Raw genomic sequence first — 25,311 nt, 5'->3', positions numbered from 1 at the left:
TTAAATTTATTTTGTCGCTTCTTTTACTTTTGGCAAAACTCCTTTTCCAAAAATCTCGATAGATTTCATCATATCTAAGTGATTTGGAGCCCCAACATCCATATGTGCAGAAAAACGAGTTAAACCAAACATTTCGTGGTATTTTAAGATACGATCAATTGCTAACGTAGCATCTCCAACAACCAGATGTCCTTTTGTAGAACGTCCATAATCAAATTGTGGTTTTGTATATTTTGGCCATCCTCTGCTTGCCCCAATTCTATCCATTTGAGCACCATAAATTGGGAAATACTCTTCGGCTACTTTTTCACTGTCATTTCCAAAGAATGAATGCATATGAACCCCAATTTGCATATTATTTATGTCGTGTCCATTTTCGAGATAAACTTGTTTATAAATATCAAATAAGAAGTTAAAATCAGCTGGATTTCCACCAATAATTGCAAAAATAATAGGTAAACCTAATGTTGCAGCTCGTACAATCGATGATTTTGTTCCACCAACTGCAATCCAAATTGGTAATTTTTCTTGAACAGGTTTAGGATATACACTTTGATTGATAATCGGCATTCTATAATTTCCACGCCAATTAATCACTTCATTTTCGTTTAACGTTAAAAGCAAACGAAGCTTTTCGTCAAAAAGTGTATCATAATCATTCAAATCATAACCAAAAAGAGGAAAAGATTCGATAAAAGAACCACGTCCTGCCATGATTTCTGCTCGTCCGTTTGATAAATTATCGACAGTCGAAAAATCTTGAAATAACTTTACAGGATCAGTAGAACTAATTACCGAAACGGCGCTTCCCAACTTAATATTTTTGGTTACTGTAGACAAAGCTGCCAAAATAATTTCTGGCGAAGAAACTGCATAATCAGGACGGTGATGTTCTCCAATTCCGAAGAAATCTAATCCTACTTCGTCCATTAATTTTACTTCCTCTATAATCTCAGCCATACGTTGTTGAGGAGTTTGCGTATAACCAGTTTTTGGATCAATGTGTAGATCACCAAACATTCCTATTCCTAATTCCATACTATTTTAGATTTAGTCAAATTTACGCATAGAAATTTTGATTTAAATTGATGTAGGGTAGGAAAGAAAAAGAGTTCTTCCAAATCTAAATTGAAAGAACTCTTTTTATATTTTTTAACTGGATTCTATCCATGTATTGCTTCTTTATTTCCATAAGATTGAATCAAATTTCCTTCAAAATCTAACCATTCTTTCCAACGTTTATCAACATCAACATCAGTCGATAATTTTCGTGCAAAATTTAAGAAAGTGGTATAATGATTTGCTTCCGAAACCATCAAATCGTAATAGAATGTTGCTAATTCTTCGTCGTTTATATTTTGAGATAATACTCTAAAACGTTCGCAACTTCTTGCTTCAATCATCGCTGCAAATAACAGACGATCAATAAAAGCCATATTACGAGAACCATCTTTTTTACAAAATTTCATCAATTGACCAACATAATCATCTTTTCGCTCGCGACCTAATTTATAACCGCGACGTTCGATAATTTCCACAACCATTTTAAAATGTTGCATTTCTTCTATTGCGATATCAGACATTTCCTGAATAAATTCGTCATGTTCAGAATTATATGCAATCATTGTTATCGCATTTGTCGCTGCTTTTTGTTCGCACCAAGCATGATCTGTTAAAATTTCTTCTAAATTTCTTTCCGCAATATCAGCCCAACGCGGGTCTGTTAAAAGTTTTAATCCAAGCATTTTCAAAAATTCTTAAAGCTCAAATTTACGAAATTATATTGTGTAAAATGGCACGTCAAGATTCTTATCATTTTTTCAAGAATCGAGTAATTTCATAAATTGAACACAATTTTATTAGATGATTTTTTCTCAATCATTTCAATCATTACATCTGATGCGTGTTTAAAAGTTGGAGCTTGCTCTGTTAAACTTGCAGCATTTTTTTTGTTTACTTTAAAGACCAAATCTTTTTCAGTTGTAAACAATAACGCATTTGTAAAGGGATTTTTGATGTATGAACTCAAAATTAGAAAAGTTTGTTCGATGCTATGAAATTGCTCAACTTCTTCAGTTTTATAACGAAAAGTGAAAGCAAAATTGTATGTATTATCTTCCAAAAAATGCAAACGAACGAAAATATTCTTAAGATCAGTATCTCCAATAGTTTTAGCCATTGTAAGTTTAGCAAAAGTTCCTTCTTTGATACTTGATTTTACTTCTTCGTAAAACTCAGCAAATACAGCTTGATAAGACATTTTATATAATTTTAGCTTGCAAATTTACATTAAAATAAACCAAATTATTTGTTTAATATTTATTCTTCCTAGAAATAGACAGAAAGTGTAATTTTGTTGGATGAAAAAACTTTTAATCATTGGTCAAGTTTGGCCAGAACCAACTTCTTCGGCAGCAGGAACTCGAATGATTCAGTTAATTGATTGTTTCAAAAAACTTGATGTAGAGATTACTTTTGCTTGTGCAGCTTCAAAATCAGATTTTAGTTTTGATTTGATTTCGAAAGGTGTAAAAGAAGTTGATATTCAATTAAATGATGAAAGTTTTGATGTTTTTGTTCGTGAACTTAAACCAGAACTTGTTGTTTTTGATCGTTTTATGATTGAGGAACAATATGGTTGGCGTGTATCAAAAGAATGTTCAAATGCATTGAAAATTTTGGATACAGAAGATCTACATTTTCTTCGAAATGCACGACAAGAAGCAAGTAAAAAAGGAATTGAATTTACTGCTGAATTATTATTTTCTGATTTAGCTAAACGAGAAATAGCTTCAATTTTACGTTGCGATTTATCGTTGATGATTTCGAAAAAAGAGATTGAGATTCTTCAAAAACAATTCAAAATTGATGAAAACCTTTTGTATTATCTTCCTTTTTTAGAAGCTGAAATCACTGAAGAGAAAATAAAATATTGGAAAAGTTTCGAAGAAAGAAAACATTTTATGTTTATAGGAAATTTTATTCATGAGCCTAATTTTAATTGTATTCAAACTTTAAAGAAAGAGATTTGGCCAATTTTGAGAAAGAAACTCCCAAAAGCCGAATTGCATATTTATGGCGCTTATGCGACGCAAAAAGTTTTGCAATTAAATAATTCGTCTGAACGATTTTTTATAAAAGGTAGAGCAGAAAACGCGCAAGAAACTATGTCAAATTACAAAATTTTGTTAGCTCCTATAAATTTTGGCGCTGGTGTAAAAGGAAAGTTTGTAGATGCGATGCAAACAGGAACTCCTTCGGTTACGACAACGATTGGTGCAGAAGCAATGAAAAATAATTTCGCTTGGAATGGTTTTGTAGAAGATGATTTTGAAGTTTTTGTAGAGAAAGCAGTTTTACTTTACAATAATGAGAATGAGTGGAAAATTGCACAACAAAACGGAATTAAAATTCTGAATGAAAATTACAATAAAAATAAATTTGAAGCTGATTTTTTAGCTGCAATTAAATCAATTGAAGAGAATTTAACTTTGCATCGAAATCAGAATTTTATTGGTCAAATTTTACAACATCATACCAATCAAAGTACAAAATATATGTCTCTTTGGATAGAACAGAAAAATAAAAACCTTCCGAAATAGGAAGGTTTTTTGTTTATTTTAATTTGAAACTATTAACAATAGAGACAAAATCACTTTTCATGAGTTCTTGATTTTCGAAACTACAATATTGTAAAATTTGATACACAAATTCTTTGGTTTCTATAACTGTTTGTAAGAAATAAATATGACCAGATTCTGGTTCGTTTGTTTCGAATTCAGAATAAGCGAAATTAAATCCTTGTTCGTAAGAAACGTATGGTTTTTTTATGTATTTAAACCCGTTTTGTGTAGTATAAGGCTCGATTGAATTTAATGTATAATCAATCATATCAAGTTTTGTATCACTTAATTTTAATTCATCTTTGTGTTCGAAGATTAAAAAACCGTACGAATTTGGTTTTGGAGCAACACTTTCAAATTGAATAGCGGCATAATCATTTATACCAATTGTACGTTGAAAATCTTTTGGAATCGTTAATACAAACGATTCTGCTCCACGTATTTTTTGTTGAGCAAACAGGGTTGAGCAAAAGAGTAAGGCACAAATGTATACTATATTTTTCATGAATAGAGTTTGAATGAACTAAGACGAAAATAGCCTTGGTGTTCCAAGGCTATAACGTTATTTCTAAATAAAAATTGTTTATTTCATTGAGCAAGAATTATTTCCTGATTGACATGGAGAAATTCCTTCTACGATTTTTACTCCTTCAACCTCTTTTATTTTACCAAAACCTCCGGCAACATCAATTAAATTTTCATAACCACGAGCGCGTAAGATAGAAGTGAAAATCATCGAACGATATCCACCAGCACAATGTACTAAATAGGTTTCTTCAGGATCTATTAATTTCATTGATTCGTTAATGAAATCTAAAGGAGCAGTAATTGCACCTTCTACATGAGCAGTTTCAAATTCACCTGGTTTACGAACATCTAAAACTTTTAATTCTGTTTCGTCAACCAATTCTGCAAATTCCTCAGGAGAAACAGAAACAATTTCATCAAAATCTTTTTCAGCATCAAGCCAAGCTTGGAAACCATTGTTCAAAAATCCAATCACATTATCGTACCCAACACGTGCTAAACGTGTTACAGTTTCTTCTTCTGCACCAACTTCTGCAATTAATAAAATAGGTTGTTTGATATCTGTAATTAAAGTACCAACCCAAGGAGCAAAACCTCCTTTGATACCTATATTAATCGAGTTTGGGATAAATCCTGCTGCGAAAGTTTGTGGATCACGTACATCTAAAATTAAAGCATTTGTATCTTCAGCAACTTGAATAAATTCGTCAGGAGATAAAGCTTTATTTGCACGCTCTTTCACAACATCCAAAGATTCTACTCCCAATTTATTCATCATTACATTTTCTGGAAAATAGAATGGAGGAGGCATTAAACCTGAAGTTAGCTCAGTGATAAATTCCTCTTTTGTCATATTAGCATTCAACGCGTAGTTTACATTTTTTTGATTTCCTAAAGAGTCAAAAGTTTCTTTGCTCATATTTTTTCCACATGCAGAACCCGCTCCGTGTGCAGGATATACAATGATGTCATCAGCCAAAGGCATAATTTTGTTACGTAACGAATCAAACAAATAACCTGCTAATTTTTCTTGCGTTAAATCTGTATTTAATTTTTGTGCTAAATCTGGACGACCAACATCACCAATAAATAAAGTGTCACCTGTAAAAATTGCGTAATCTTTTCCGTTTTCATCCTTCAATAAATATGTCGTACTTTCCATTGTATGACCAGGTGTATGCAAAGCTGTGATGGTAATATTTCCTAAAGCAAAAACTTCTCCATCAGTGGCGATATGTGCATCAAAATTTGTTTCAGCAGTTGGACCGTAAACGATTGTTGCACCTGTTTTTTGTGCTAAATCGACATGTCCAGAAACGAAATCTGCATGGAAATGCGTTTCAAAAATATATTTAATTTTTGCGTTATCTTTTGTTGCCTGATCGATGTAAGATTGTGTTTCTCTCAAAGGATCAATAATAGCAACTTCGCCATTGCTTTCTATATAATAAGCACCTTGTGCAAGACATCCGGTGTAAATTTGTTCAATTTTCATAAGAATGAATTTAGTGTGTAAAAATACAAATAATTAAAATTAGAATTTTCCGCAAAAGGACGAATTCTGATACTTTTCTTCTATTTAAAATCAAATAAGATTGATAGTTATAGTTAAAACTATGAATGAAATCATAGGTTATTTCGACATCTTTTTTAAATTGATAAACAATTCACTTCCTGCTCGTGGAGGAATCGAATTATAACAATTTTCCATCACCTTGAAATCAAAATAATCGTTAAAATAAGTTTGATATTCAGCTATTTCTCCACCAAAAGGAGGTGTATCATTGCCAAATTCTCGGTTAAATAAAACACCAACTAACTTTCCGTTTTCAGCTAGTAATTGATTCATTTTGATACTGTATTGTGAACGTAATTTAGGATCTAAAGCACAGAAAAAAGTTTGTTCTAAAATCAAATCAAATTGATCTTCCAACTCAAAAAAATCTTTGTGTAGAACTTTAATATGAGGATTATCTTTAAACTTATCTTTGATTTTTTCGACTACAATTTCAGCAATATCAATTAGTGTTATGTTTGTAAAACCTTTCTCCAAAAGATATTCTGCTTCGTAAGCATTTCCACAACCAGGAATCAAAATTCTGATATTTTTATCTTCTAATTGGTCAATATATTCTTTTAACGGAGTAGAAGGAGCTTTAAGATCCCAGCCCGTTTCATTATTGTTGTATTTATTGTTCCAAAAATTTTCGTTGAATTCCATATTATAAATTATTGAATTATAAATTCTTCAATGAACATGAATATAGCCATTAAGATAATGAATATAGCAAATGTTCGTTTTAAAAATTGTACAGGTAAAAACTTGTTAATGTATGTTCCTACAAGAATTCCGACCATTGAAATTCCAATGAAAATACTTAAAAATCCCCAATCAATTTTAATGTGTAAAGCATCTCCAATAAAAAATCCGATTAATGAATTGATTGCGATAATAACCAATGAAGTTGCTGAAGCTTTTTTCATGTCTAATTTTGCAACCATCATTAATGCAGGAACAATTAAAAAACCTCCACCAGCACCAACCATACCTGTTAATCCTCCGATTAAAAATCCTTGAATTAATAAGATTGGATTAAGTTTATCATTTTTCTGAATGCTTTCTACTTCTTTTTTACCTTTTAGCATAGACATTGCTGCAAAAAGCATAAGTACAGCAAATAATCCGAACATTGCCATTCGACGAGTGACTATAAAATCACCTATATGAAATAAATTACTTGGTAAAGCAGGAATTAAGAAAGCACGAACCAATGTGATTCCAATTACTGCTGGAAAACCAAATTGGGTAACGACTTTCCAATCGACCATTTTTTGAGTAGCTTGCTTTATTCCTCCAATCAATCCTGTAGATCCAACGATACATAATGAATAAGCAGTTGCAATTTTTTCGTCGAAATGAAAAATATACGCTAAGATAGGAACTGCTAATATAGATCCCCCACCACCAAGAACTCCCATAATAAGTCCAATGAAAAAAGCACCTACAAAACCAAAAAACTCTATAAAATCCATTTTTTTCTCTCGATTTTTACAAATCTATAGCAAATAGAACAACATTTACTATAGGTATATTATGAAATAATGTTGTAAATTAATACAAATGCCTACTAAATCAATAGACATGTATTATTTTACTTTTTTAAATTATTATGCAAATTTGGTGTAACATTTTCAAAAAAACTGCTACTAATGTTACATAAGCATAATAGATAAAAAACTTAAAAACTACTAAATGAAGAAAATTTTTATGTCTATGTTATTTGCGGGATCAGCTTTATTTGGTCAGCAAATAAAATTTGATGAGTATACTCTTCCAAATGGATTACACGTAATCCTTCATCAAGACAGTTCTGCTCCAGTGATTACAACTGGCGTAATGTATCATGTAGGATCAAAAGACGAACAAGTTGGTAAAACAGGCTTTGCACACTTTTTTGAGCATTTATTATTCGAAGGAACAGAGAATATCAAAAGAGGAGAATGGTTCAAAATCGTTTCTTCTAACGGAGGTTCTAACAATGCAAATACAACGACAGATAGAACGTATTACTACGAAACATTTCCATCAAATAATTTAGAATTAGGTTTATGGATGGAATCTGATCGTTTACGTCAGCCAATTATTAATCAGATTGGTGTTGATACACAGAAAGAAGTTGTGAAAGAGGAAAAACGTTCTCGTTTAGACAATCAACCTTATGGTAAATTTTCTTACGGAGAAGCAGTTAATCCTCACGTTTTCAAAAAACATCCTTACCGTTGGAGTGTAATTGGTTCCTTTGAAGATTTGAGCAATGCTAAATTAGACGATTTCAAACACTTTAGTCAAACATATTATGTTCCAAATAATGCTGTTTTAGTTGTTGCTGGAGATTTTAATAAAGAGGAAGCGAAGAAATTAATCGAGAAATATTTTGGTGTAATTCCAAGAGGAAAAGAAGTTGTAAAAACGGTGATCAAAGAAGATCCTATTACTTCTGAAATTCGTGCAACAGAATATGATTCTAATATTCAAATTCCTTTATTAGCAATCAATTATCGTACACCAGATAACAAATCGAAAGATGCGTATGCGTTAGAAATGTTATCAAGTTATTTAACAGGAGGAAAATCGTCTGTTTTATATAAAAAATATGTTGATGAGAAGAAAGAAGCTTTACAAATTTTTGCTTTCAATCGTCAAATGGAAGACTATGGAATTTATTCAATCGGAATTTTACCACAAGGAGAAGTGCCTTTTGATAAGTTAGAAAATGAGTTACAACAAGATATAGAAAAGGTACAAACAAATTTAATTTCAGAAGAAGATTACCAAAAAATCTTGAATGGAATTGAAAATAGTTTTGTGGCTTCAAAATCAGGTGTTCAAAATATAGCGCACGCTTTGGCAGATGCTTATATGTTGGGTGGAGATACAAATAAAATCAACGAAGAATTAAAAATCTATCAATCGGTTTCGAGAGAAGATATCAGAAACGTTGCGAAAAAGTATCTAAACAAAAACCAACGTGTAATTATACACTATTTACCAGAATCTAAAAAAGCTGCAAAATAAAAAACGACTCAATTATGAAAACAAAGATATTATCTCTTGCGATTGCTTTTATGGCAGTTAGCTTAAGTGCTCAAGTTAATATTCCTATGCCAAAACCAGGTCCTGCGCCGACGGTTAATCTAGGAAAATCAAACGAGTTTAAATTAAAAAATGGATTAACAGTTATAGTTGTAGAAAATCACAAATTACCACGTGTTTCTGCGACTTTAACAATAGATAATCCTCCGTTCGCTTTAGGTGCTAAAAAAGGTGCAGAATCTTTATTGAGCGAAATGTTAGGAACAGGAACAACAACAAAATCGAAAGACGAATTTAATAAAAGAATTGAGTTTTTAGGTGCTCGTGTTAATTTTTGGGAAGAAGGAGCTTCAGCAAGTTCTTTAACGAAATACTTCAACGAAATATTTGGTTACATGGCAGATGGCGCTATGAATCCTAATTTCACAGAAAAAGAATTTGCTGATGTAAAAAAACGTTATATCGAAGGTTTAAAATCAAATGAAAAATCTGTAGAAAGTGCTGCTTCTCGTGTTTCTAATATTTTAGTTTATGGAAAAAACAATCCATTTTCTGAATTTGATACTCCAGAGCAAATCGAGAAAATCACCTTACAAGATGTGAAGGATTACTACAATGCCTACTACAAACCAAATAATGCTTATTTAATTGTTGTTGGAGATATCTCTACAAAAGATGTAAAAGCATTAGCAGAGAAAAACTTTAATACTTGGCAAACAGGAAAATTAAATATTCCTGCTTTTCCAAAAGTAGATGAAGTAACAAAAACAGAATTGAACGCGATTAATATGCCGAATGCAGTTCAATCTGTAGTTTCAGTTTCGTATCCAGTTCAATTAACAAAGAAAGATCCTGATTATTATGCAGCTTTGATTGCTTCTTCTATCTTGGGTGGAGATTTCAATTCGAAACTAAACATGAATCTTCGTGAAGCACATGGTTGGACATACGGAGCGCGTGGAGGAGTTTCTGATTCTCGCTACATTGGGCGTTTCAATACAAATGCGACAGTTCGTAATGAAGTAACGGATTCTGCTATCGTAGAAACGATGAAAGAAATAAAAGGAATGACGGTAAATAAAATCGACCAAAAAATGTTGGACGATGTAAAAGCGAAATTCTTAGGAAACTTTATTTTGACATTAGAAAGCCCTTCGACAGTAGCGAATCAAGCTTTAACGAAAAAAACAAATCAATTATCGGATAACTTTTATGCAGATTATATCAAAAATATAAATGCAGTAACAGTTGATGATGTTTTGCGTGTTTCTAAAAAATATTTCCGTCCAGATCAAGCAAAGATAAATGTTACAGGAAAATTAGAACAAATTGCACCAGCTTTAGAGAAATTAGGTTATCCAGTAAATTACTATGATTCGTATGGTAATAAAACGGAAAAACCAACATCTGGAGCAAAAACGACAACTGTTACTGTTGCTCAAATTACAGATAATTATCTAAAAGCAATTGGTGGAGCAGATAAAGCAAAAGCTATAAAGTCATTGGTTCAGAAAGGAAAAATTGAGACAATGGGAATGAGTGGTGATTATATTGTAAAAGCATCAACACCAAATAAAATTGCAACGTCATTTACGATTATGGGAATGACGATTAAACAAGTTTTTGATGGACAAAATGGTTATATGTCGCAAGCTGGTCAGAAAATGGATCTTCCTGCTGAAATGAAAGCTTCGTTAAAGAAAACAAATCCATTGTTTTTTGCTTTATCAGAAGGGTATAAAACAGCTAAAGTAGAAGGTATTGTTTCTGAAGATGGAGTAGACTATTATAAAGTTTCTGCACCAGAAATTTCACGTACAGATTATTATGATGTTAAAACAGGTTTATTAAAGAAGACAGAAGAGATTCAAAAAACACCTCAAGGTGATGTAATTGTAAGTACAAAAATCAAAAATTACAAAGTTTATGAAGGAGTACAACTTCCTATTGAAACAATTTCAGAATCAGGACCACAAATCATCAAAATAGTTATAGACACTGTAGAAGTGAACAAAAACGTAACTGAAGCTGATTTTAAATAGAAACCATTCTTTTAAATATTTTTCAAATTAAAAGGTAATCCTGTTATGGGATTACCTTTTTTAGTGGATTTTAATGATTAAATTTTACTATATGAATAATAATCTTTTGAAGCAAAATAGTATCAAGTAGTATAACTTAAATAAATAAAAGAAAAAAGCTCATCGTATGATGAGCTTTTTTCGTTCTTTAATGAATAATAATTATTCTATTTTATTTTTTACATGGTAAACCTTGTTTTGTAAGTACCAAGCTGCTGTTGACAATAGGAGCATACCAACTGCTGTTGCAGGTACCCAGAATGGAATTGGAATTGGATCTCCTGCTGCGTATGAGTGTAATCCAGATAAGTAATAGTTAACACCGAAATACGTCATAATAACAGTCCAAACAGCCCACATAGCTGCAACATTAAAAGCAAATTTTCCTCTTAGTCCAGGAACTAAACGCATGTGTAAAACCACTGCATAAACAATTACAGAAACGAAAGCCCATGTTTCTTTTGGATCCCATGACCAATAACGCCCCCAAGATTCATTTGCCCACATGCCACCTAAGAATGTACCGACAGTAAGTAGGTAAATTCCGATTGTTAGAGACATTTCAGAAACATAAGTCATTTCTTTCAAAGAAATTTCAATCTTTTTGTTTGGTTTAATCATCATGATAATTAAAGAGAAAACTCCCAAAATAGCACTTAAACCAAAGAAGCCATAAGATGATACAATAATTGCAACGTGTACAATTAACCAATACGATTTAAGAACTGGTACTAATGGTGTAATCTGAGGATCTAACATAGAACCTCCATGTGCAAATCCCATCATAATTACAGCAACCATAGCTCCTGTTGTTGGAATAAAAGCATTTCGGTTTTTGTATAATAACATTCCAGCTAAAACACTTATCCAAGAAATAAATACAATTGCTTCGTATCCGTTTGACCAAGGAGCATGTCCTGTTAAATACCAGCGAACGCCAAGTCCAATTGCCTGTATTATGAATATTACAACTAATAAACCTAAACAAATGTTGATGATTCGATGTAGAGCTTTACTTTCTGAGAATAGTTGTATGAAAGATAATATCATTAAAACACCGCCTACCATACAATAAGCAACCATCACCCAAAAGAAAACATTGTATTTATTATATAAAACTTCTATTTCTACTTTAGTTGGAGAGGGTACTACATTTTTTCCCCATTTATGTTGGTAGTCATCGATATATTTTACAGCATTATCTGCAGGTGTCCAATCTCCATTTTCAAGACCTTTTGAAACCATATTAAAGTAGACACTAACTAATCCAAGTGCCATTGTATCAATTTCTACTGGATTTTCTTGTGTTTGATATATCCAAGAAGTCCAACGTTCTGATGGATCATTTTGAACAGGAATAATTTTTAATTGATACCCTTTTGCCGTTTGATCTAAAATATTGAAACGTTCTGTTACCTTAATAACTTCTTCATCAAATTTTGTACGCTCAGATGGTTTTCTTGAAAAAGCTTCATTGTAAGCTTTATCTAATTTGAAACGAGTTGTTTTAGGATCAATCAAATTCATTAAAGAAGTGTAACCTTCTTCATTTGCACTTGTAATTTTCTTTAAACGATCTCCACCTTTTTCACCCACTTCAATCATTGGCGCATTTACCCAATAAGCAGGATCTAATTGTAAAGAAATAAACCATTTATCAGCAGATAAACCATGAAATTTATCTTTTTTATAAACTTTACGAAGAATCTCTAAAGAGTGCGTATTAACAGGTTTTATACGTCCCTCGATATCTTGAATAAGCAAATGTCCAAACTTTTCGGCATGTTCGTCAGGAATTTTAATACCTTTTGCCAATTCGTCTCCATCAGCCATTTTCGTAGAAAAACTTCCGATATGCTCTGATGAATGTACATTTCCTTTTTCAGAATCTGTAGTGATTTTTTGATGAGATGATTTATTACCATCTGTCGTGGTAGGGTTTTGCGCAAAAGCGAATCCCGACAATAAAAATAATGGAAGTAAAATATTTAATTTCTTTGTATGTAAACCTTTCAATAAAGAGTTCAACTGTAAGAAACGAGTTCCTTTCCAGAACAATGAAACAAACATTCCTCCAAATAATAAGAAATAACCTAAATAAGTAATATTAGTTCCCCACCAATCTTGGTTTACAGATAAAATTGTTCCGTCCTCTGTTGGGAAATAACTCGATTGGAAGAAACGATAACCTTTATAATCCATTACATTGTTCATATAAATATGATGTTTTGTTTCTTTTCCTTCATCAATAACTGTAATATTAGATTCGAAAGAAGATGGATTAGTAGAACCAGGATAACGATCTAAAATAAAATCATCTAAACGAATACTAAACGGAACTTTCTCCATTTTAGAACCATATCCTAACGAAATATTCATTCCATCAATTTGTACATCTGCCGTATAATTTGTTGTACCTTTTCCTCCAACAATTGTTACTGTATCGCGTTTGTCGCCAACAATAACTTCAGCTCTAATTGCACCAGGAAGAAGTTTTTCTTCTGCTTTAAATTTAGAACCTTGTCTATATAAAACCTCACCTTTAAAAGCAGGATTTGGAACCACAAATTGCGCTCCGTTTATTGTGTATAACGAACGAAGTTTAAGTGGAGTAGGAATATTAAATTCGACTTTACCAGCTCCTTCTTGCAATTTTTGCATGTCTGTAATTTGTCCAACTTGTTGTCCAGCCATTTGCACATATTCTCCTTCGAAAGGTGATTTAATTACTAAATTTTCCCCTTCTCCAGTAATTTGTACTGCACCATCTTGTGGTCTATTATAAGCGACAAGCGTTCCGTTGACACTTTTAATTTCACCGTTACGAATAAAAACCGAGTTACGTCCTGTTTGTCCAACTGTAACAATTTCTAAAACGTTAATTCCATCTTTTCTTCTTACAATTGTATCCAATGCATGAGGAACAAAATCAAATGTACGTAGTTTGATCACTTTATCTTTGAATTGATATTCACCTTCAAATTGTCTGTAGAACAACGAGCTTGTACTATCTTTTCGGTCAAAATACGTCATGTTGTATTGATGGTTGTCGTACGCCAAACGTTGTGTACCGTCATCAACCATCATTTTAAAATATGACTTGTAAGAGGTGATTTCGTTACTTGTACCTCCTTCTGGAATAGGCATTTCACCCTCAAAACTAATGTAGCGAGTAATTCCTCCTCCAATAAAAATAAACAAAAATGCTAAGTGGAAAACTAACAAAGGCAATTTTTCCTTTGACCATAATTTGTATCGCTTGATGTTCATTAAGAACAAAACGATTAACCAAATCATTAAAACCTCAAACCACTTTGCCTCGTAAATAACAGCTTTTGCAGTAGCCGTATCGTAGTCATTTTCAATGAAAGTGGCATACCCCATAGCGACTGCATATATAAACAGCAAGACCGTCATGGTTCTGGTAGAAAATAGATATTTTTCTAATTTACTCATTACTTATAATTGATTTACAAAAATAGTCGAGTTTATCTGATAAAGCATTAAAACTTAAATGATTTTTATTAGAATCAATGAGTTAATAGAATGTTAAATAAGTGCTTATGTAAATAGGTTTAATTAATTGATATTTATATAATTAAATAAGATTTTATTTAGAATGCTATTTTATTTGAAAAAGATTTATTAAGAAAATATTTAGAAATTTTAAAAATAGAGCTTAAAAGGAACAACTTTTGTTAATGCTTTTTTACCAATATAAATTAATATGAAAAAAGCAATTCAATTTTTATTTGCTGGAGTTTTTGTCTTGACTTTAGCAAGTTGCAATAACAGTAAAGCTGTTGCATACCAAAAAGATAATGGTACTGGAGGATATACCGAAGAGAAAGTGAATAATGACACCTACATCATTACTTTTGATGGTAATGAGTATAATAAAAAAGATAAGACTTTTGATTATGCTTTACTAAGAGCAGCAGAAGTTGGTCAACGAAATAATTTTGATTATTTTGCTGTATTGAGTACTGTAAATGATAAAATTTTAGAAAAAAGTAATAGTCACACAAAATTAGATACGAATGATACTTGGTTGAAAGTACAATATTTTAAAAACAATAAACCATTAAAATATCAAACCGTTTATGAACCAAATGTTGTGATAAAAGATTTACGCAAAAAATATAAAATGAAATAATTGGAAAGCCACTTTAATTAGAGTGGCTTTTTATTTTCGTAATAAATTAACATTTTCGATGACACAATGTGGCGTTTTATCTTCTCAACTTTGTGACATGTTCGCATTAATAGATTGTAATAATTTTTATGCCAGTTGTCATCGTGTTTTTCAACCGAAGCTGCTTCATCAGCCAATTGTAGTATTGTCTAACAATGATGGTTGTGTTATATCGCGTTCTGCAGAAGCTAAATTGTTAGGAATACCAATGGGTGCACCTGCGCATCAATTTCAGCATATTTTTGACCAAAAAAATATTCAAGTTTTTTCGTCAAATTATCAATTATATGCAGATATGAGTAACCGTGTAATGTCTATATTGTCGTTGTATTCACCAGATCAAGAAATTTATTCAATTGACGAATGTTTTCTAAAATTAAACGGTTTTGATCGGTTTAATTTAACTACTTATGGACAAGAAATAAAATCGAAAATTTATCAATTTACCAAATTACCTGTTTGTGTCGGAATAGCACCAACAAAATCTTTGGCAAAAGTAGCGAATCATATCGCGAAAAAGTTTTCCGAAACTCATCAAGGTGTTTATGTAATTAAAACCCAAGAACAAATTCATAAAGCTTTAAAATGGTTAAAAATAGAAGATGTTTGGGGAATTGGCAGAAGAATGTCTCGACGTTTGAGGTTGATAGGCGTTAATAAAGCGTTAGATTTTGTACAATTGAAAGATGATTTTATTCGAAAAGAATTTTCGATTGTTGGTTTACGCTTAAAAAAAGATTTATTAGGAGAAGCTGTTTTAGATTTAGAAACTATTTCGGCGAAAAAAAGTATTGCAACAACACGAAGTTTCGAAGAATATACCAACGATTTTGAATATGTAAAAGAGCGCGTTTCTACTTTCGCGGTTTCATGTGCAGAGAAACTTCGTAAGCAGAAATCGTCCTGCAATTTGATTACAGTATTTATACAGACCAATAATTTTGATAAGAATAAACCTCAATACTATCGTTCAATCTCATTTCATTTGCCTTACGAATCTCATTCGAGTATCACTTTGTCTAAGTTCGCAATAAAAGCTTTTGAACAAATTTATAAAGAAGGATATGAGTATAAAAAGGCTGGAGTAGTGGTTTCTGGAATAACTTCTTCAGATCAAAAACAATTATCACTTTTTGAAGAAGAAAATCAACATCATCCAAATTTAATGAAAGCGATAGATAGGATGAATAAAAAATTTGGAGCATCAAAAATAAAGTTGGCTTCGCAAGATTTAAATAAAACGTGGAAAATGCGTCAGAAAAAATTGTCTCCTTGCTATACAACGAAGTGGAACGATTTATTGGTTGTTTATTAAAAAATAGAAAATGAAACAAGACATAAAAATGATAGATAAGGAGTTGACTATTTTTGAGATAAATACCGAAGGTCAAAAATATTATATTCCAAATTTTGGTCAAGTAAATGCAGGTTTTCCTTCTCCTGCAGAGGATTTTGTAGATGATAAAATAAGTTTAGACGAACGTTATTTGACACATCCCGAATCTACTTTTTTAATTGTTGTTGGAGGCGATTCGATGTATCCAATTTATCAAAAAAATGATGTTTTGGTGATACGCACAGATCTAATTCCGTTACATAACGATGATATCATTGTCTCAGTAAATAATGACGATTATACCTTGAAGCGTTTTGATAAAATAAACAATAAATTAGTTGCACTTAACGCGAACTATAAAAATTGTGTGCAAATAGAAGAAGGAGATGAGGTAATTATTTTAGGTGTTGTTGGTGTATTAATAAGAGAAAAAAGTAATCGAATTTAACCTTTATTGTAACTTTTTTATAAAACATGCATCTTTATAGAAAAGATACGAATATGAAGAAGTTTATTTTATTATGTTTTGCTGTAATGCTAACTCAATCTTGTATTACAATTTCAACTGTTTCGGATATATCAACTAATAATGCATCAAAATATTTGAGTATTGATGGAATTTACAAAACAGAAGGAACAACATATTCTGCAACTAAAATTATAAGAAGAAATAACAATCAAATTGTTTTAGATTTCTCAAAATTACAAGGAGAAGTTTATTATTTCTTAAAAACAAATCAGGATATAGAATTTGAAGTTGAGTATGAAGTAAAACAAAAAAATGGATTGTTAGATTTTACAATAACTGATCAAATCGGAAATGAATTAATTCAAATCGGAAGTGTTTCGAAAGGAAAAACCAGTAAAAAAGAATCCGTTCACTTAGAATCTTATAAAAGTTATAAAATCAATTTTAACGGAGATCAGTTTAAAGGAAAGGTTACAGTTTTACTGAATAATAGATAACATCAAAAAGCGCTAGAAACTTTGTTTCTAGCGCTTTTTGATGTTATTGATAAGCTCCAATTGTAGGAGTTGTTCCTCGTGGTTGTCCATTATAATCTAAAGGATATTGTTGTGCAAAACTTACTTTACCTTTATTTTTTGCTGGCGAATCTTTTTTCAGCCACAATTTATTTAAATTATAATCAGTATTTTCAAACATCGGATTTAATGTAATACTTGCTAAGAAATTTGGAGCAGTCATTACATTTAATGTTGATGTATCTGCATTATGAATAATATTGGTATCAAATAAATAATTGAAAGCTGCACCATCTTTTTTATCCAATAAAATCGCATTTGGTGTACGTTCGTTATAGAAAATACAATTTCCAAAAGTAGCTTTTGTTAAAGCTGAAACATTTTTATCATTGTTTTCGTTACTTAAGAAAAGTGAATAAGCTGGTCCTGCAGCTGTCGCAAAATTAAAATAATTAGCAAATGTTGAATGATAAAATTCGTACGATCCACCATATTCTATTGCTAAAGTTGCTAAATTACTATTGTTCATTACTAAATTATAACCTGTAATCGTCGCATTTGTAGCTAAAATACCATACGATTGATTATTGACAATCTTCGCATTACTAATATCTAATTTTGCATTGTTAACATGTAAACCTGTATCTGCACCAATAATTTTTGCATAATTAATTTTTGACGTACTATTTGGCGCTAATTCTATTTTATTCCACTGATCAGGAATTGAGTCATATTTATTATCATGACGAGCCGAACGGAATTTTACTTCTTCATTCAAAGCACCATTAACAGTTAATTTTGCATTGTTAGCAATCGTTAAACTTGCGCCTTTCTTGAAATAAATTTTCGAACCTTTATCAATTGTCAAATCACTTGTAACCGTCAAATTTCCATCAATTACTTGCGCTTCATTCACATTCCAATTTGCAGTAGAAATCGTAGCATCTTTCGGATGAATTTTAGCTTTTTCTATCCACGATAATAATTTAATCTTTTTTGAGGAATTAGTTGTCTCGAAATTGATTTCGTCATCATAAAGCGGATTCAACGGAGCTTCCTTTGCGTTAACTTCAACAAAAATAAATAAACTATCTTTTTTTCGGATTGGCACATTTTCAAAACTTGTACCTGCTTTTCCATCTACATTAATATTAAAAAAAGATTGATTTCCACGTGTCAAATAAATTCTTGGAATAACACGATCATCATTTTCTGGATTATATATTTTTAAGAGATAAGTTTCTGATTTCGAGAAATTATATACGGTGTCTACAGAAACGGTATCTTTGCTGTAACGCAAATCTGAACTAATTGGATCATAGTCAAAATCGTCACGACAAGATTGAAAACCAATCAAAGAAGCGATACCCAGTCCAGCGACAAATGTTTTTACATTCATAGAATTAATGATTCATTGATAATAGATAAACAGCAAATGCAATGATTTATTGTTTATTGTACAAAGATAAAAATTAGAATTTTGTGAAGATATTATGCGAAAAATATTTGTACAAATTACTAAAATGTTTATATTTGCACCACGAAAAATGCACAAGAAGTGCAAGTTTAATTTTAAGAAGCCCATTACACTCGAAATTAAATTTGCTTAACGTATTGTTTAAGATGTTGTTATCAATAAATTTGATTACAACATTTTCAAAATAATATTATCTTTGCATACCAATAAAGTTAACAAAGAAGATTAAAAAAATGAAAAAAGATATCCACCCAACAAATTACCGTTTGGTAGCATTCAAAGATATGTCTAACGAAGATGTATTCATCACAAAATCTTGTGCAGATACTAAAGATACATTAGTTGTTGACGGAGTAGAGTACCCATTAATCAAAATGGAGATTTCTTCTACATCTCACCCATTTTACACAGGTAAATCTAAATTAGTTGATACTGCAGGACGTATCGACAAATTCAGAAGCAAATATGCTAAAAAAGGATAAGAATAGGAAACTATTTCAAATCATTAAAATATATCAAAAACCTACAAGAATTTCTTGTAGGTTTTTTTAGTTTAATCAGGTTTTAATCATAAATTTGTAACGTTGTATAACACAAAAAAATAATTAACTCACATGTCATTATTCGACAATACACAGTTTGCTTTCGAATCTAAATCAGATAAAGATTTAAAGAAAGCGTATTACCTATACAAGTTAATCGGAAGCCCCGCATTGACACGTTTTGGAACAAAGTTTTTTAATTTACCATTTGCAGTAGATTTACCATTCGTAAAACCTGCTATTCGCGAAACGATCTACAAACAGTTCGTAGGAGGTGAAACAGCAGAGCAAGGTGTGGTTGTGGCAAATGAATTATTTAAATACCACGTAAGTTCTATTTTAGATTATTCTATCGAAGGATTAACAGAAGAAAAACAATTTGACGAAGTTCGCGATGTAATGTTACACTTAGTTGATTTGGCAAAATCTAATCCATCAATTCCTTTTGTAGTTTTTAAACCAACAGCATTTGGACGAATCGAATTATTTGAAAAAGTAGGAAAAAAGCAAACGTTAACTGCTGAAGAAGAAAAATCTTGGGCAAATATTCGTCAACGCTTTGAAGCTGTTTGTCAAAAAGGATTTGATTTAGATGTTAATATCATGATTGATGCAGAGGAAACTTGGATGCAAGGTTCTGCAGATGATTTGACTGACGAAATGATGGTGAAATACAACACAAAACGTGCATTGGTTTGGAATACATTGCAAATGTATCGTCATGATCGTTTAGCATATCTAAAGGAAATGTATGCAAAAGCTGAGCGCGAAGGTTATTTCTTAGGTTTTAAAATTGTACGTGGAGCATATATGGAAAAAGAGCGTGCGCGTGCGCAAGCCGAAGGATATCCATCTCCAATTCAACCAAACAAAGAAGCGTCTGATAGAGATTATAACTTAGCGTTAGAATTTATTACAGCACATCATGAACGTTTTGGCTTATTCGCAGGTTCTCATAATGAAGAAAGTTGCGAATTGTTGATTAAATTAATGAACGAAAACGGAATTGAGAAAAATAATCCAAATTTCTGGTTTGGACAATTATTCGGAATGAGTGATAATATTTCTTTTAACTTAGCGCATTTAGGATACAATATTGCAAAATATTTACCTTACGGACCAATCAAAGAAGTAATGCCTTATTTGGTTCGTCGTGCACAAGAAAATACATCTGTTGCAGGACAAACAGGACGTGAATTATCGTTAATTGAAAAAGAATTAGAGCGTCGTAAAAAATCGAAATAATCAGAATTTTATATAAAGCAGAAATCCACTCAATTTGAGTGGATTTTTTAATTAATTATTATTTTTTTTGATTTTAATTTTTCCTTTATGCTCGTGATACATCATACACATTGCTTTGTCTTCAAGTTCTTTGCATGTTTTTTCAAAATCATAAATAACACTTACAGTTTCACCTTCTTTTTTATCTGAAAGTATTTCAGCATTACAAACCAAATAATCATCTTTATCATCAATACGAATGTAAGTTCCTGTACAATCTCTTACAATTGTTCCAGTAAATAAACGATCGTGTTTTATAGCTGTGCTACAAGAGGATAGGGTTAGGGTAAAGAGAGTTGTTAATGCGAAAAGTAGTTTCATATTTTGAAATATTATTTATCATAAATATAGAACTTTTTACAAGGATAATGATAAAATATTTTGACGTTTTAAATCTTTATTTAAATAGTTAACTCCTTCCTGTTTTCCATTAATTATTCTTTTTATTTTATCAAATTCTTTTAGTTGTTCATTTGATAAATTACCTTTTTCTTTAACAATGGTTGAATAACTTAAGAAAGTTAAATAGCCGATAACAGGTTTACTTTTGTCAGAATTTTCAGCAATATGTTTTTCAAGTTTCTTTAAAGATTCAAGATTTTTCACATCAAATTCAAAATTAGGTTTTGTCAGATTTTTTCTAAAATCTTCGCCATGAATTGGAATTACGCTTAAAACTTTCATTGAGTCAATTTCGACATTCACATAATCTGGTAATTTAGAAACAGCGTTGATGTGATACATCGAGTCTAATCGTTCTGTTTGAGTTTTGATTGCGGCATTTTCAATTTCAAGATTACTTTTTTCAACAACTTTCTCTTTTTGATTACAAGAAAAAAGTATAAAACTTGAGGTTAAGATTAATAAGAAGATAGTTTTCATTCGATTGATTTTTATAAATATACGTTTTTTTGATTGATGAAAATCAAAAATTTTTTTCATTAAAATTTAGAATTACTATCATCATCGAATTTTGTAAAGTGGTCACTTGATGAATCACTTTTGGCGGAATAATATATTCGTCAAATTCTTTTAGATTGATGATTTCAATTTTCGAGTCAATTTCTATTTCACCTTTCAACATCAAAATTTTTGCATTTACAGGCAATTGATGATCAATTAATTTCAAACCTTTTTTTAGTCCAAAAGCAACTACGCGAGTATCATTATTTCTGAAAATGATTTTAATAATTGGTTTTTCTGATTTCGAAATTTGATCTAAAATAGCATGTAACATAATGATAGTTTTTGAATTCTCTTAAAATTAGTATTAATTCTTTAAACTATCTGAAAATGAAACATTAATAATTTGTGAAAGTTTATGCTCTGGCAATCTTAAATTCTGAGAAAAAAAATCCTTAACTTGCCCTTTTAATCGTATAAAATGAACATAACTTATTTTGCCGAAATTATTTTACCACTTTCATTAAATGGAACATTTACGTATCATCTTTCTGAAATTGATTTACAGCAAATTAAAGTTGGTCAACGTGTTTCCGTACCTTTCGGAACACAAAAATTATATACGGGTGTTGTGCATTCTATTCATCAAAATGCGCCAGAATTATACAAGACAAAGGCGATTCATGCTTTTTTGGATGACGAACCTTTGGTAACGCAAACGCAAATAAAATTTTGGGAATGGATGGCAAATTATTACATGTGTTCGTTGGGTGATGTTTTTCGAAATGCTTTTCCTTCTGCTTTAAAATTAGAATCTCAAACTTTTGTTCGATTAATTAATCCAAATTACGAAACAATTGAAGAGTTAAATGATTACGAGTTTTTAGTTTTTGAAGCGTTAAAACTTAGAGAAATCATTTCGGTTGAAGAAGCGGCTCTTATTGTAGATGAAAAATCTGCTATTCCAACACTGAAATTATTAATTGATAAAGGAATTATTCGTTTGGATGAAAAATTGAACGAAAAATATACACCAAAAATTGATAATTATATCAGATTACATCCAGATTTAAAAGGAAATGAAACGGCTTTTATCGAAATTCTGAATCAATTAAATAAAGCACCAAAACAGCGTGAAACTTTATTACAATTAATTACGTTAGAAACACAGTTACAAGATAAACCACTTAAAGTTGCTGATTTTGTAAAACAAGGTGCAACGAATGCGGTTCTAAAATCTTTGGCAGAGAAAGGGGCTGTAGAAATTTATCAACATCAAACTTCTCGAGTAGACGGAGAAGAGAAAGATGTAACTGAAATTTTTGAATTGACCTTAAAGCAAACTGAGGCTCTAAATCAAATCAAAGAAGATTTTAAAGATAAATCAACAGTTCTATTACATGGCGTAACATCAAGTGGTAAAACAGAAATTTATCTGAAATTTATGGAACAAGTGATCGCAAAAGGAAACAAAATCTTGTATTTATTACCAGAAATTTCTGTCACTACGCAAATTGTTCATCGCATCAAAAAGCATTTTGGAGAAAGAGTAGGAGTCTATCATTCAAAATTCAATCAAAATGAACGTGTTGAATTATGGCAAAAAACTTTGAACGGAGATTTCGATATTATTATTGGTCCCAGAACAGCACTTTATTTACCTTTTGATAATTTAGGAATGATTATCGTGGACGAGGAGCACGAATCGTCTTATAAACAAATGGATGTAAAACCATTTTTTCATGCACGCGATATGGCAATGTTGCTTGGAGGCATGATGAATGCAAAGGTTTTGTTGGGTTCTGCGACACCTTCGGCAGAAAGTTATTTTAATGCAAAACAAAATAAATATGGTTATGTCGAATTAACAGAACGTTTTGGAAATATCAGTTTGCCGCAAATTAATTTAGTTGACTTAAAAAAAGCACAAAAAGAAAAAGAAATTACAGAAGATATTTCGCATACACTTCGAGACGAAATTTTTGAACAATTACATCAAAAAAAGCAAGTCATATTGTTTCAGAATCGTCGTGGATATGCGCCAATTATGGAGTGTAATACGTGCGGCCATACGCCCGAATGTCCAAATTGTGATGTGAGTTTGACGTATCATAAATTCTCTAATCAACTAAAATGTCATTATTGTGGTTATGCGCAAGCAAAGCCTTTGCGATGCCCAAGTTGTGGTTCGCATGAATTGAATACGAAAGGAATCGGAACTGAGCAGATAGAGCAACAAGTTCAAACGATTTTTCCTGAAGCAAAAGTTCGTCGAATGGATGTCGATTCAATGCGTGGCAAATTTGCATACGAAAAATTAATCGAAGATTTTGAGAACAAAGAAATCGATATTTTAATTGGAACACAAATGATTACAAAAGGTTTTGATTTCGGAAATGTAAATTTTGTTGGTGTTATTCGTGCTGATTCTTTATTGAATTTTCCAGACTTTAGAGCGCACGAAAAAGCATTTCAATTACTAACGCAAGTTGCTGGTCGTGCTGGTCGTAGACAAGAACAAGGGAAAGTTTTAATTCAATCTTTTCAGCCCGAACATCAAATTTTGCAAAATGTTACGACATATAGTTATGCACCAACGATGAAAGATATTTTGTACGAACGAAAAGAGTTTTTATATCCTCCATTTGCACGATTAATTAAACTTCGTTTTAAACATAAAAATAAAGAGCGTTTAGATAAAACGGCTGCTCAATTGGTTGTTTTACTTAAATCAAGTTTTGATGCCCGTTGTTTGCTTGGACCAGAAGCGCCTTCAATAGGACGAATCAATAATTTGTATATTACAGATGTGATGATTAAAATTCGACCAAATCAATCGCCTCAAAAAGTAAAAGATTTAATTCAGTCTAAAATAGATCAATTACATACCATCGCAGCTTTTCGTTCGGTACGAATTGATGTAGATGTAGATCCGGTATAAAACAAAAAAACTCCCAAAAGTTAACTTTTGAGAGGTTTTTTGTTAAGATTCTAAACTTCTTAAATATTGTTGTTGCAACGAACGTCTTCTTCCTTTCATAAATAAGAAAAGATTTAGCATTAACATTATTCCTAAATATATAGCAAATCCACCTATTTTTGTACTTAGTCTAACAATTAAATCTTCTGTTGTTAAAATTGAAGTCATGTAAACAATTAACATGGCGAAACCAATATTCAATAGATAAAAACCTATTTTGAACAATGAATTTGTTGCTTCTGCAATATCTTTTTTTTGATGAAAAATATCGTACATAAATATTTTTCCATTTTTGAATAAAACGTTAGAAACTGCGATTGTCATTAATATTGCCACTGGTAAGTAAACCAAATAGGCAATTAGATTGTAATTTGTCATAATTTGTTGTGTTTAAGAGTTTATTTTTTTGCTTTTTCTTGCGATATAAATAATCGATAAATTAATAAAATGTAATATTCCAAGAATTAATAATATAAATCCAATTTTGTACGATACGGACGAAAACATGGTTGTGATGTTATCAATACGATTCCAATTACTGAGGTTAACAGCTGAAATTCCAAGGTTAACCAAATAATATCCAATTAATAACAGATTGTTAATAGATTGACAAACAGAATGATTATCGATTAAATTTGTTAAATAAACAAACCCAATCTTGTAAACTTTCCAACCTACAATAATGGTAATATAGAAAGTAATTGTTAGATAAATGATATATGAAATAATATTAAACATATTGTATTTTCAATAATTTTTGAAACTTTTGTTTAAAAAAAAACGA

At 31.0% G+C, this 25,311-nt stretch carries 24 protein-coding genes; 10 read left to right on the top strand and 14 right to left on the bottom strand.

Going from position 1 to position 25,311, the window contains the following annotated elements:
• Positions 1 to 6: 6 nt before the first annotated feature.
• The 3 genes from AC2I98_RS06105 to AC2I98_RS06095 form a co-directional block, all read right to left on the bottom strand.
• Complete coding sequence (locus tag AC2I98_RS06105) at positions 7 to 1,038, bottom strand: LLM class flavin-dependent oxidoreductase (RefSeq protein WP_486413731.1); 1,032 nt, start codon at positions 1,036 to 1,038, stop codon at positions 7 to 9.
• Between the two features lie 125 nt (positions 1,039 to 1,163).
• Positions 1,164 to 1,745: a MiaE family protein gene (locus AC2I98_RS06100; protein WP_486413730.1), complete on the bottom strand. Its 582-nt coding sequence runs from the start codon at positions 1,743 to 1,745 to the stop codon at positions 1,164 to 1,166.
• A 92-nt stretch (positions 1,746 to 1,837) separates the two neighbouring features.
• Positions 1,838 to 2,260 carry a hypothetical protein gene (locus tag AC2I98_RS06095; protein WP_486413729.1) on the bottom strand — a complete coding sequence of 141 codons (423 nt, stop codon included), beginning with the start codon at positions 2,258 to 2,260 and terminating at the stop codon, positions 1,838 to 1,840.
• A 100-nt stretch (positions 2,261 to 2,360) separates the two neighbouring features.
• Here AC2I98_RS06095 and AC2I98_RS06090 point away from each other — a divergent pair, with 100 nt between their 5' ends.
• Positions 2,361 to 3,602, top strand: a complete 1,242-nt coding sequence (locus tag AC2I98_RS06090; protein WP_486413728.1) for a glycosyltransferase — start codon at positions 2,361 to 2,363, stop codon at positions 3,600 to 3,602.
• 13 nt (positions 3,603 to 3,615) lie between these two features.
• Here the strand turns inward: AC2I98_RS06090 and AC2I98_RS06085 are convergent, their stop codons facing one another.
• The 4 genes from AC2I98_RS06085 to AC2I98_RS06070 form a co-directional block, all read right to left on the bottom strand.
• Complete coding sequence (locus AC2I98_RS06085; protein WP_486413727.1) at positions 3,616 to 4,128, bottom strand: hypothetical protein; 513 nt, start codon at positions 4,126 to 4,128, stop codon at positions 3,616 to 3,618.
• Between the two features lie 78 nt (positions 4,129 to 4,206).
• Positions 4,207 to 5,646 carry an MBL fold metallo-hydrolase gene (locus AC2I98_RS06080; RefSeq protein WP_486413726.1) on the bottom strand — a complete coding sequence of 480 codons (1,440 nt, stop codon included), beginning with the start codon at positions 5,644 to 5,646 and terminating at the stop codon, positions 4,207 to 4,209.
• 138 nt (positions 5,647 to 5,784) lie between these two features.
• A complete protein-coding gene (locus tag AC2I98_RS06075) occupies positions 5,785 to 6,372 on the bottom strand; it encodes a methyltransferase domain-containing protein (RefSeq protein ID WP_486413725.1) in 588 nt (195 codons plus the stop codon).
• An 8-nt stretch (positions 6,373 to 6,380) separates the two neighbouring features.
• Positions 6,381 to 7,184 (bottom strand): sulfite exporter TauE/SafE family protein, encoded by an 804-nt coding sequence (locus tag AC2I98_RS06070; protein ID WP_486413724.1) that lies wholly within the window; start codon positions 7,182 to 7,184, stop codon positions 6,381 to 6,383.
• Between the two features lie 220 nt (positions 7,185 to 7,404).
• On the opposite strand from AC2I98_RS06070, the gene AC2I98_RS06065 reads away from it, so the two are divergent.
• Together AC2I98_RS06065 and AC2I98_RS06060 are read left to right on the top strand one after the other, a co-directional pair.
• A complete protein-coding gene (locus AC2I98_RS06065) occupies positions 7,405 to 8,727 on the top strand; it encodes a M16 family metallopeptidase (RefSeq protein ID WP_486413723.1) in 1,323 nt (440 codons plus the stop codon).
• A 14-nt stretch (positions 8,728 to 8,741) separates the two neighbouring features.
• Positions 8,742 to 10,787: a M16 family metallopeptidase gene (locus AC2I98_RS06060; RefSeq protein ID WP_486413722.1), complete on the top strand. Its 2,046-nt coding sequence runs from the start codon at positions 8,742 to 8,744 to the stop codon at positions 10,785 to 10,787.
• Between the two features lie 201 nt (positions 10,788 to 10,988).
• Here AC2I98_RS06060 and AC2I98_RS06055 read toward each other — a convergent pair whose 3' ends face one another.
• Positions 10,989 to 14,282, bottom strand: a complete 3,294-nt coding sequence (locus AC2I98_RS06055; protein WP_486413721.1) for a cytochrome c biogenesis protein — start codon at positions 14,280 to 14,282, stop codon at positions 10,989 to 10,991.
• Between the two features lie 271 nt (positions 14,283 to 14,553).
• On the opposite strand from AC2I98_RS06055, the gene AC2I98_RS06050 reads away from it, so the two are divergent.
• The 4 genes from AC2I98_RS06050 (at position 14,554) to AC2I98_RS06035 (ending at position 17,323) form a co-directional block, all read left to right on the top strand.
• Entirely contained in the window at positions 14,554 to 14,982 is a 429-nt protein-coding gene (locus AC2I98_RS06050) for a CC0125/CC1285 family lipoprotein (protein ID WP_486413720.1), read from the top strand.
• A gap of 97 nt (positions 14,983 to 15,079) precedes the next feature.
• The gene (locus tag AC2I98_RS06045; RefSeq protein ID WP_486414062.1) at positions 15,080 to 16,336 is read left to right on the top strand and encodes a Y-family DNA polymerase; all 1,257 of its coding nucleotides are present in this window, start codon (positions 15,080 to 15,082) and stop codon (positions 16,334 to 16,336) included.
• Positions 16,337 to 16,346: 10 nt separating this feature from the next.
• A complete protein-coding gene (locus tag AC2I98_RS06040) occupies positions 16,347 to 16,805 on the top strand; it encodes a LexA family protein (RefSeq protein ID WP_486413719.1) in 459 nt (152 codons plus the stop codon).
• Positions 16,806 to 16,858: 53 nt separating this feature from the next.
• Entirely contained in the window at positions 16,859 to 17,323 is a 465-nt protein-coding gene (locus tag AC2I98_RS06035) for a hypothetical protein (protein WP_486413718.1), read from the top strand.
• Between the two features lie 43 nt (positions 17,324 to 17,366).
• Here the strand turns inward: AC2I98_RS06035 and AC2I98_RS06030 are convergent, their stop codons facing one another.
• The gene (locus AC2I98_RS06030) at positions 17,367 to 18,740 is read right to left on the bottom strand and encodes a hypothetical protein (RefSeq protein ID WP_486413717.1); all 1,374 of its coding nucleotides are present in this window, start codon (positions 18,738 to 18,740) and stop codon (positions 17,367 to 17,369) included.
• 311 nt (positions 18,741 to 19,051) lie between these two features.
• On the opposite strand from AC2I98_RS06030, the gene AC2I98_RS06025 reads away from it, so the two are divergent.
• Positions 19,052 to 19,300 (top strand): type B 50S ribosomal protein L31, encoded by a 249-nt coding sequence (locus AC2I98_RS06025; protein ID WP_180906240.1) that lies wholly within the window; start codon positions 19,052 to 19,054, stop codon positions 19,298 to 19,300.
• 132 nt (positions 19,301 to 19,432) lie between these two features.
• Positions 19,433 to 20,605 (top strand): proline dehydrogenase family protein, encoded by a 1,173-nt coding sequence (locus tag AC2I98_RS06020; protein ID WP_486413716.1) that lies wholly within the window; start codon positions 19,433 to 19,435, stop codon positions 20,603 to 20,605.
• Positions 20,606 to 20,656: 51 nt separating this feature from the next.
• Here AC2I98_RS06020 and AC2I98_RS06015 read toward each other — a convergent pair whose 3' ends face one another.
• From AC2I98_RS06015 to AC2I98_RS06005, 3 genes are read right to left on the bottom strand one after another with little or no spacing between them, the layout of a single operon-like run.
• Complete coding sequence (locus AC2I98_RS06015; protein WP_486413715.1) at positions 20,657 to 20,965, bottom strand: hypothetical protein; 309 nt, start codon at positions 20,963 to 20,965, stop codon at positions 20,657 to 20,659.
• Between the two features lie 36 nt (positions 20,966 to 21,001).
• A complete protein-coding gene (locus AC2I98_RS06010; protein WP_486413714.1) occupies positions 21,002 to 21,526 on the bottom strand; it encodes a hypothetical protein in 525 nt (174 codons plus the stop codon).
• 43 nt (positions 21,527 to 21,569) lie between these two features.
• On the bottom strand, positions 21,570 to 21,881 hold the full coding sequence (locus AC2I98_RS06005) for a cupin domain-containing protein (protein ID WP_486413713.1): 312 nt from the start codon (positions 21,879 to 21,881) through the stop codon (positions 21,570 to 21,572).
• 147 nt (positions 21,882 to 22,028) lie between these two features.
• Between AC2I98_RS06005 and priA the strand changes: the two genes are divergently transcribed.
• The gene (gene priA, locus AC2I98_RS06000; protein WP_486413712.1) at positions 22,029 to 24,488 is read left to right on the top strand and encodes a replication restart helicase PriA; all 2,460 of its coding nucleotides are present in this window, start codon (positions 22,029 to 22,031) and stop codon (positions 24,486 to 24,488) included.
• A 42-nt stretch (positions 24,489 to 24,530) separates the two neighbouring features.
• On the opposite strand, the gene AC2I98_RS05995 is transcribed toward priA, so the two are convergent.
• Together AC2I98_RS05995 and AC2I98_RS05990 are read right to left on the bottom strand one after the other, a co-directional pair.
• The gene (locus tag AC2I98_RS05995; protein WP_486413711.1) at positions 24,531 to 24,905 is read right to left on the bottom strand and encodes a hypothetical protein; all 375 of its coding nucleotides are present in this window, start codon (positions 24,903 to 24,905) and stop codon (positions 24,531 to 24,533) included.
• Positions 24,906 to 24,917: 12 nt separating this feature from the next.
• Positions 24,918 to 25,265 (bottom strand): hypothetical protein, encoded by a 348-nt coding sequence (locus AC2I98_RS05990; RefSeq protein ID WP_486413710.1) that lies wholly within the window; start codon positions 25,263 to 25,265, stop codon positions 24,918 to 24,920.
• Positions 25,266 to 25,311: the final 46 nt, after the last annotated feature.

It is taken from the genome of Empedobacter sp. EJD.6dd (assembly GCF_057369435.1).
The sequence above is the reverse complement of the archived record's forward strand: the minus strand, read 5'-3'. Positions and strand labels throughout refer to the sequence as shown.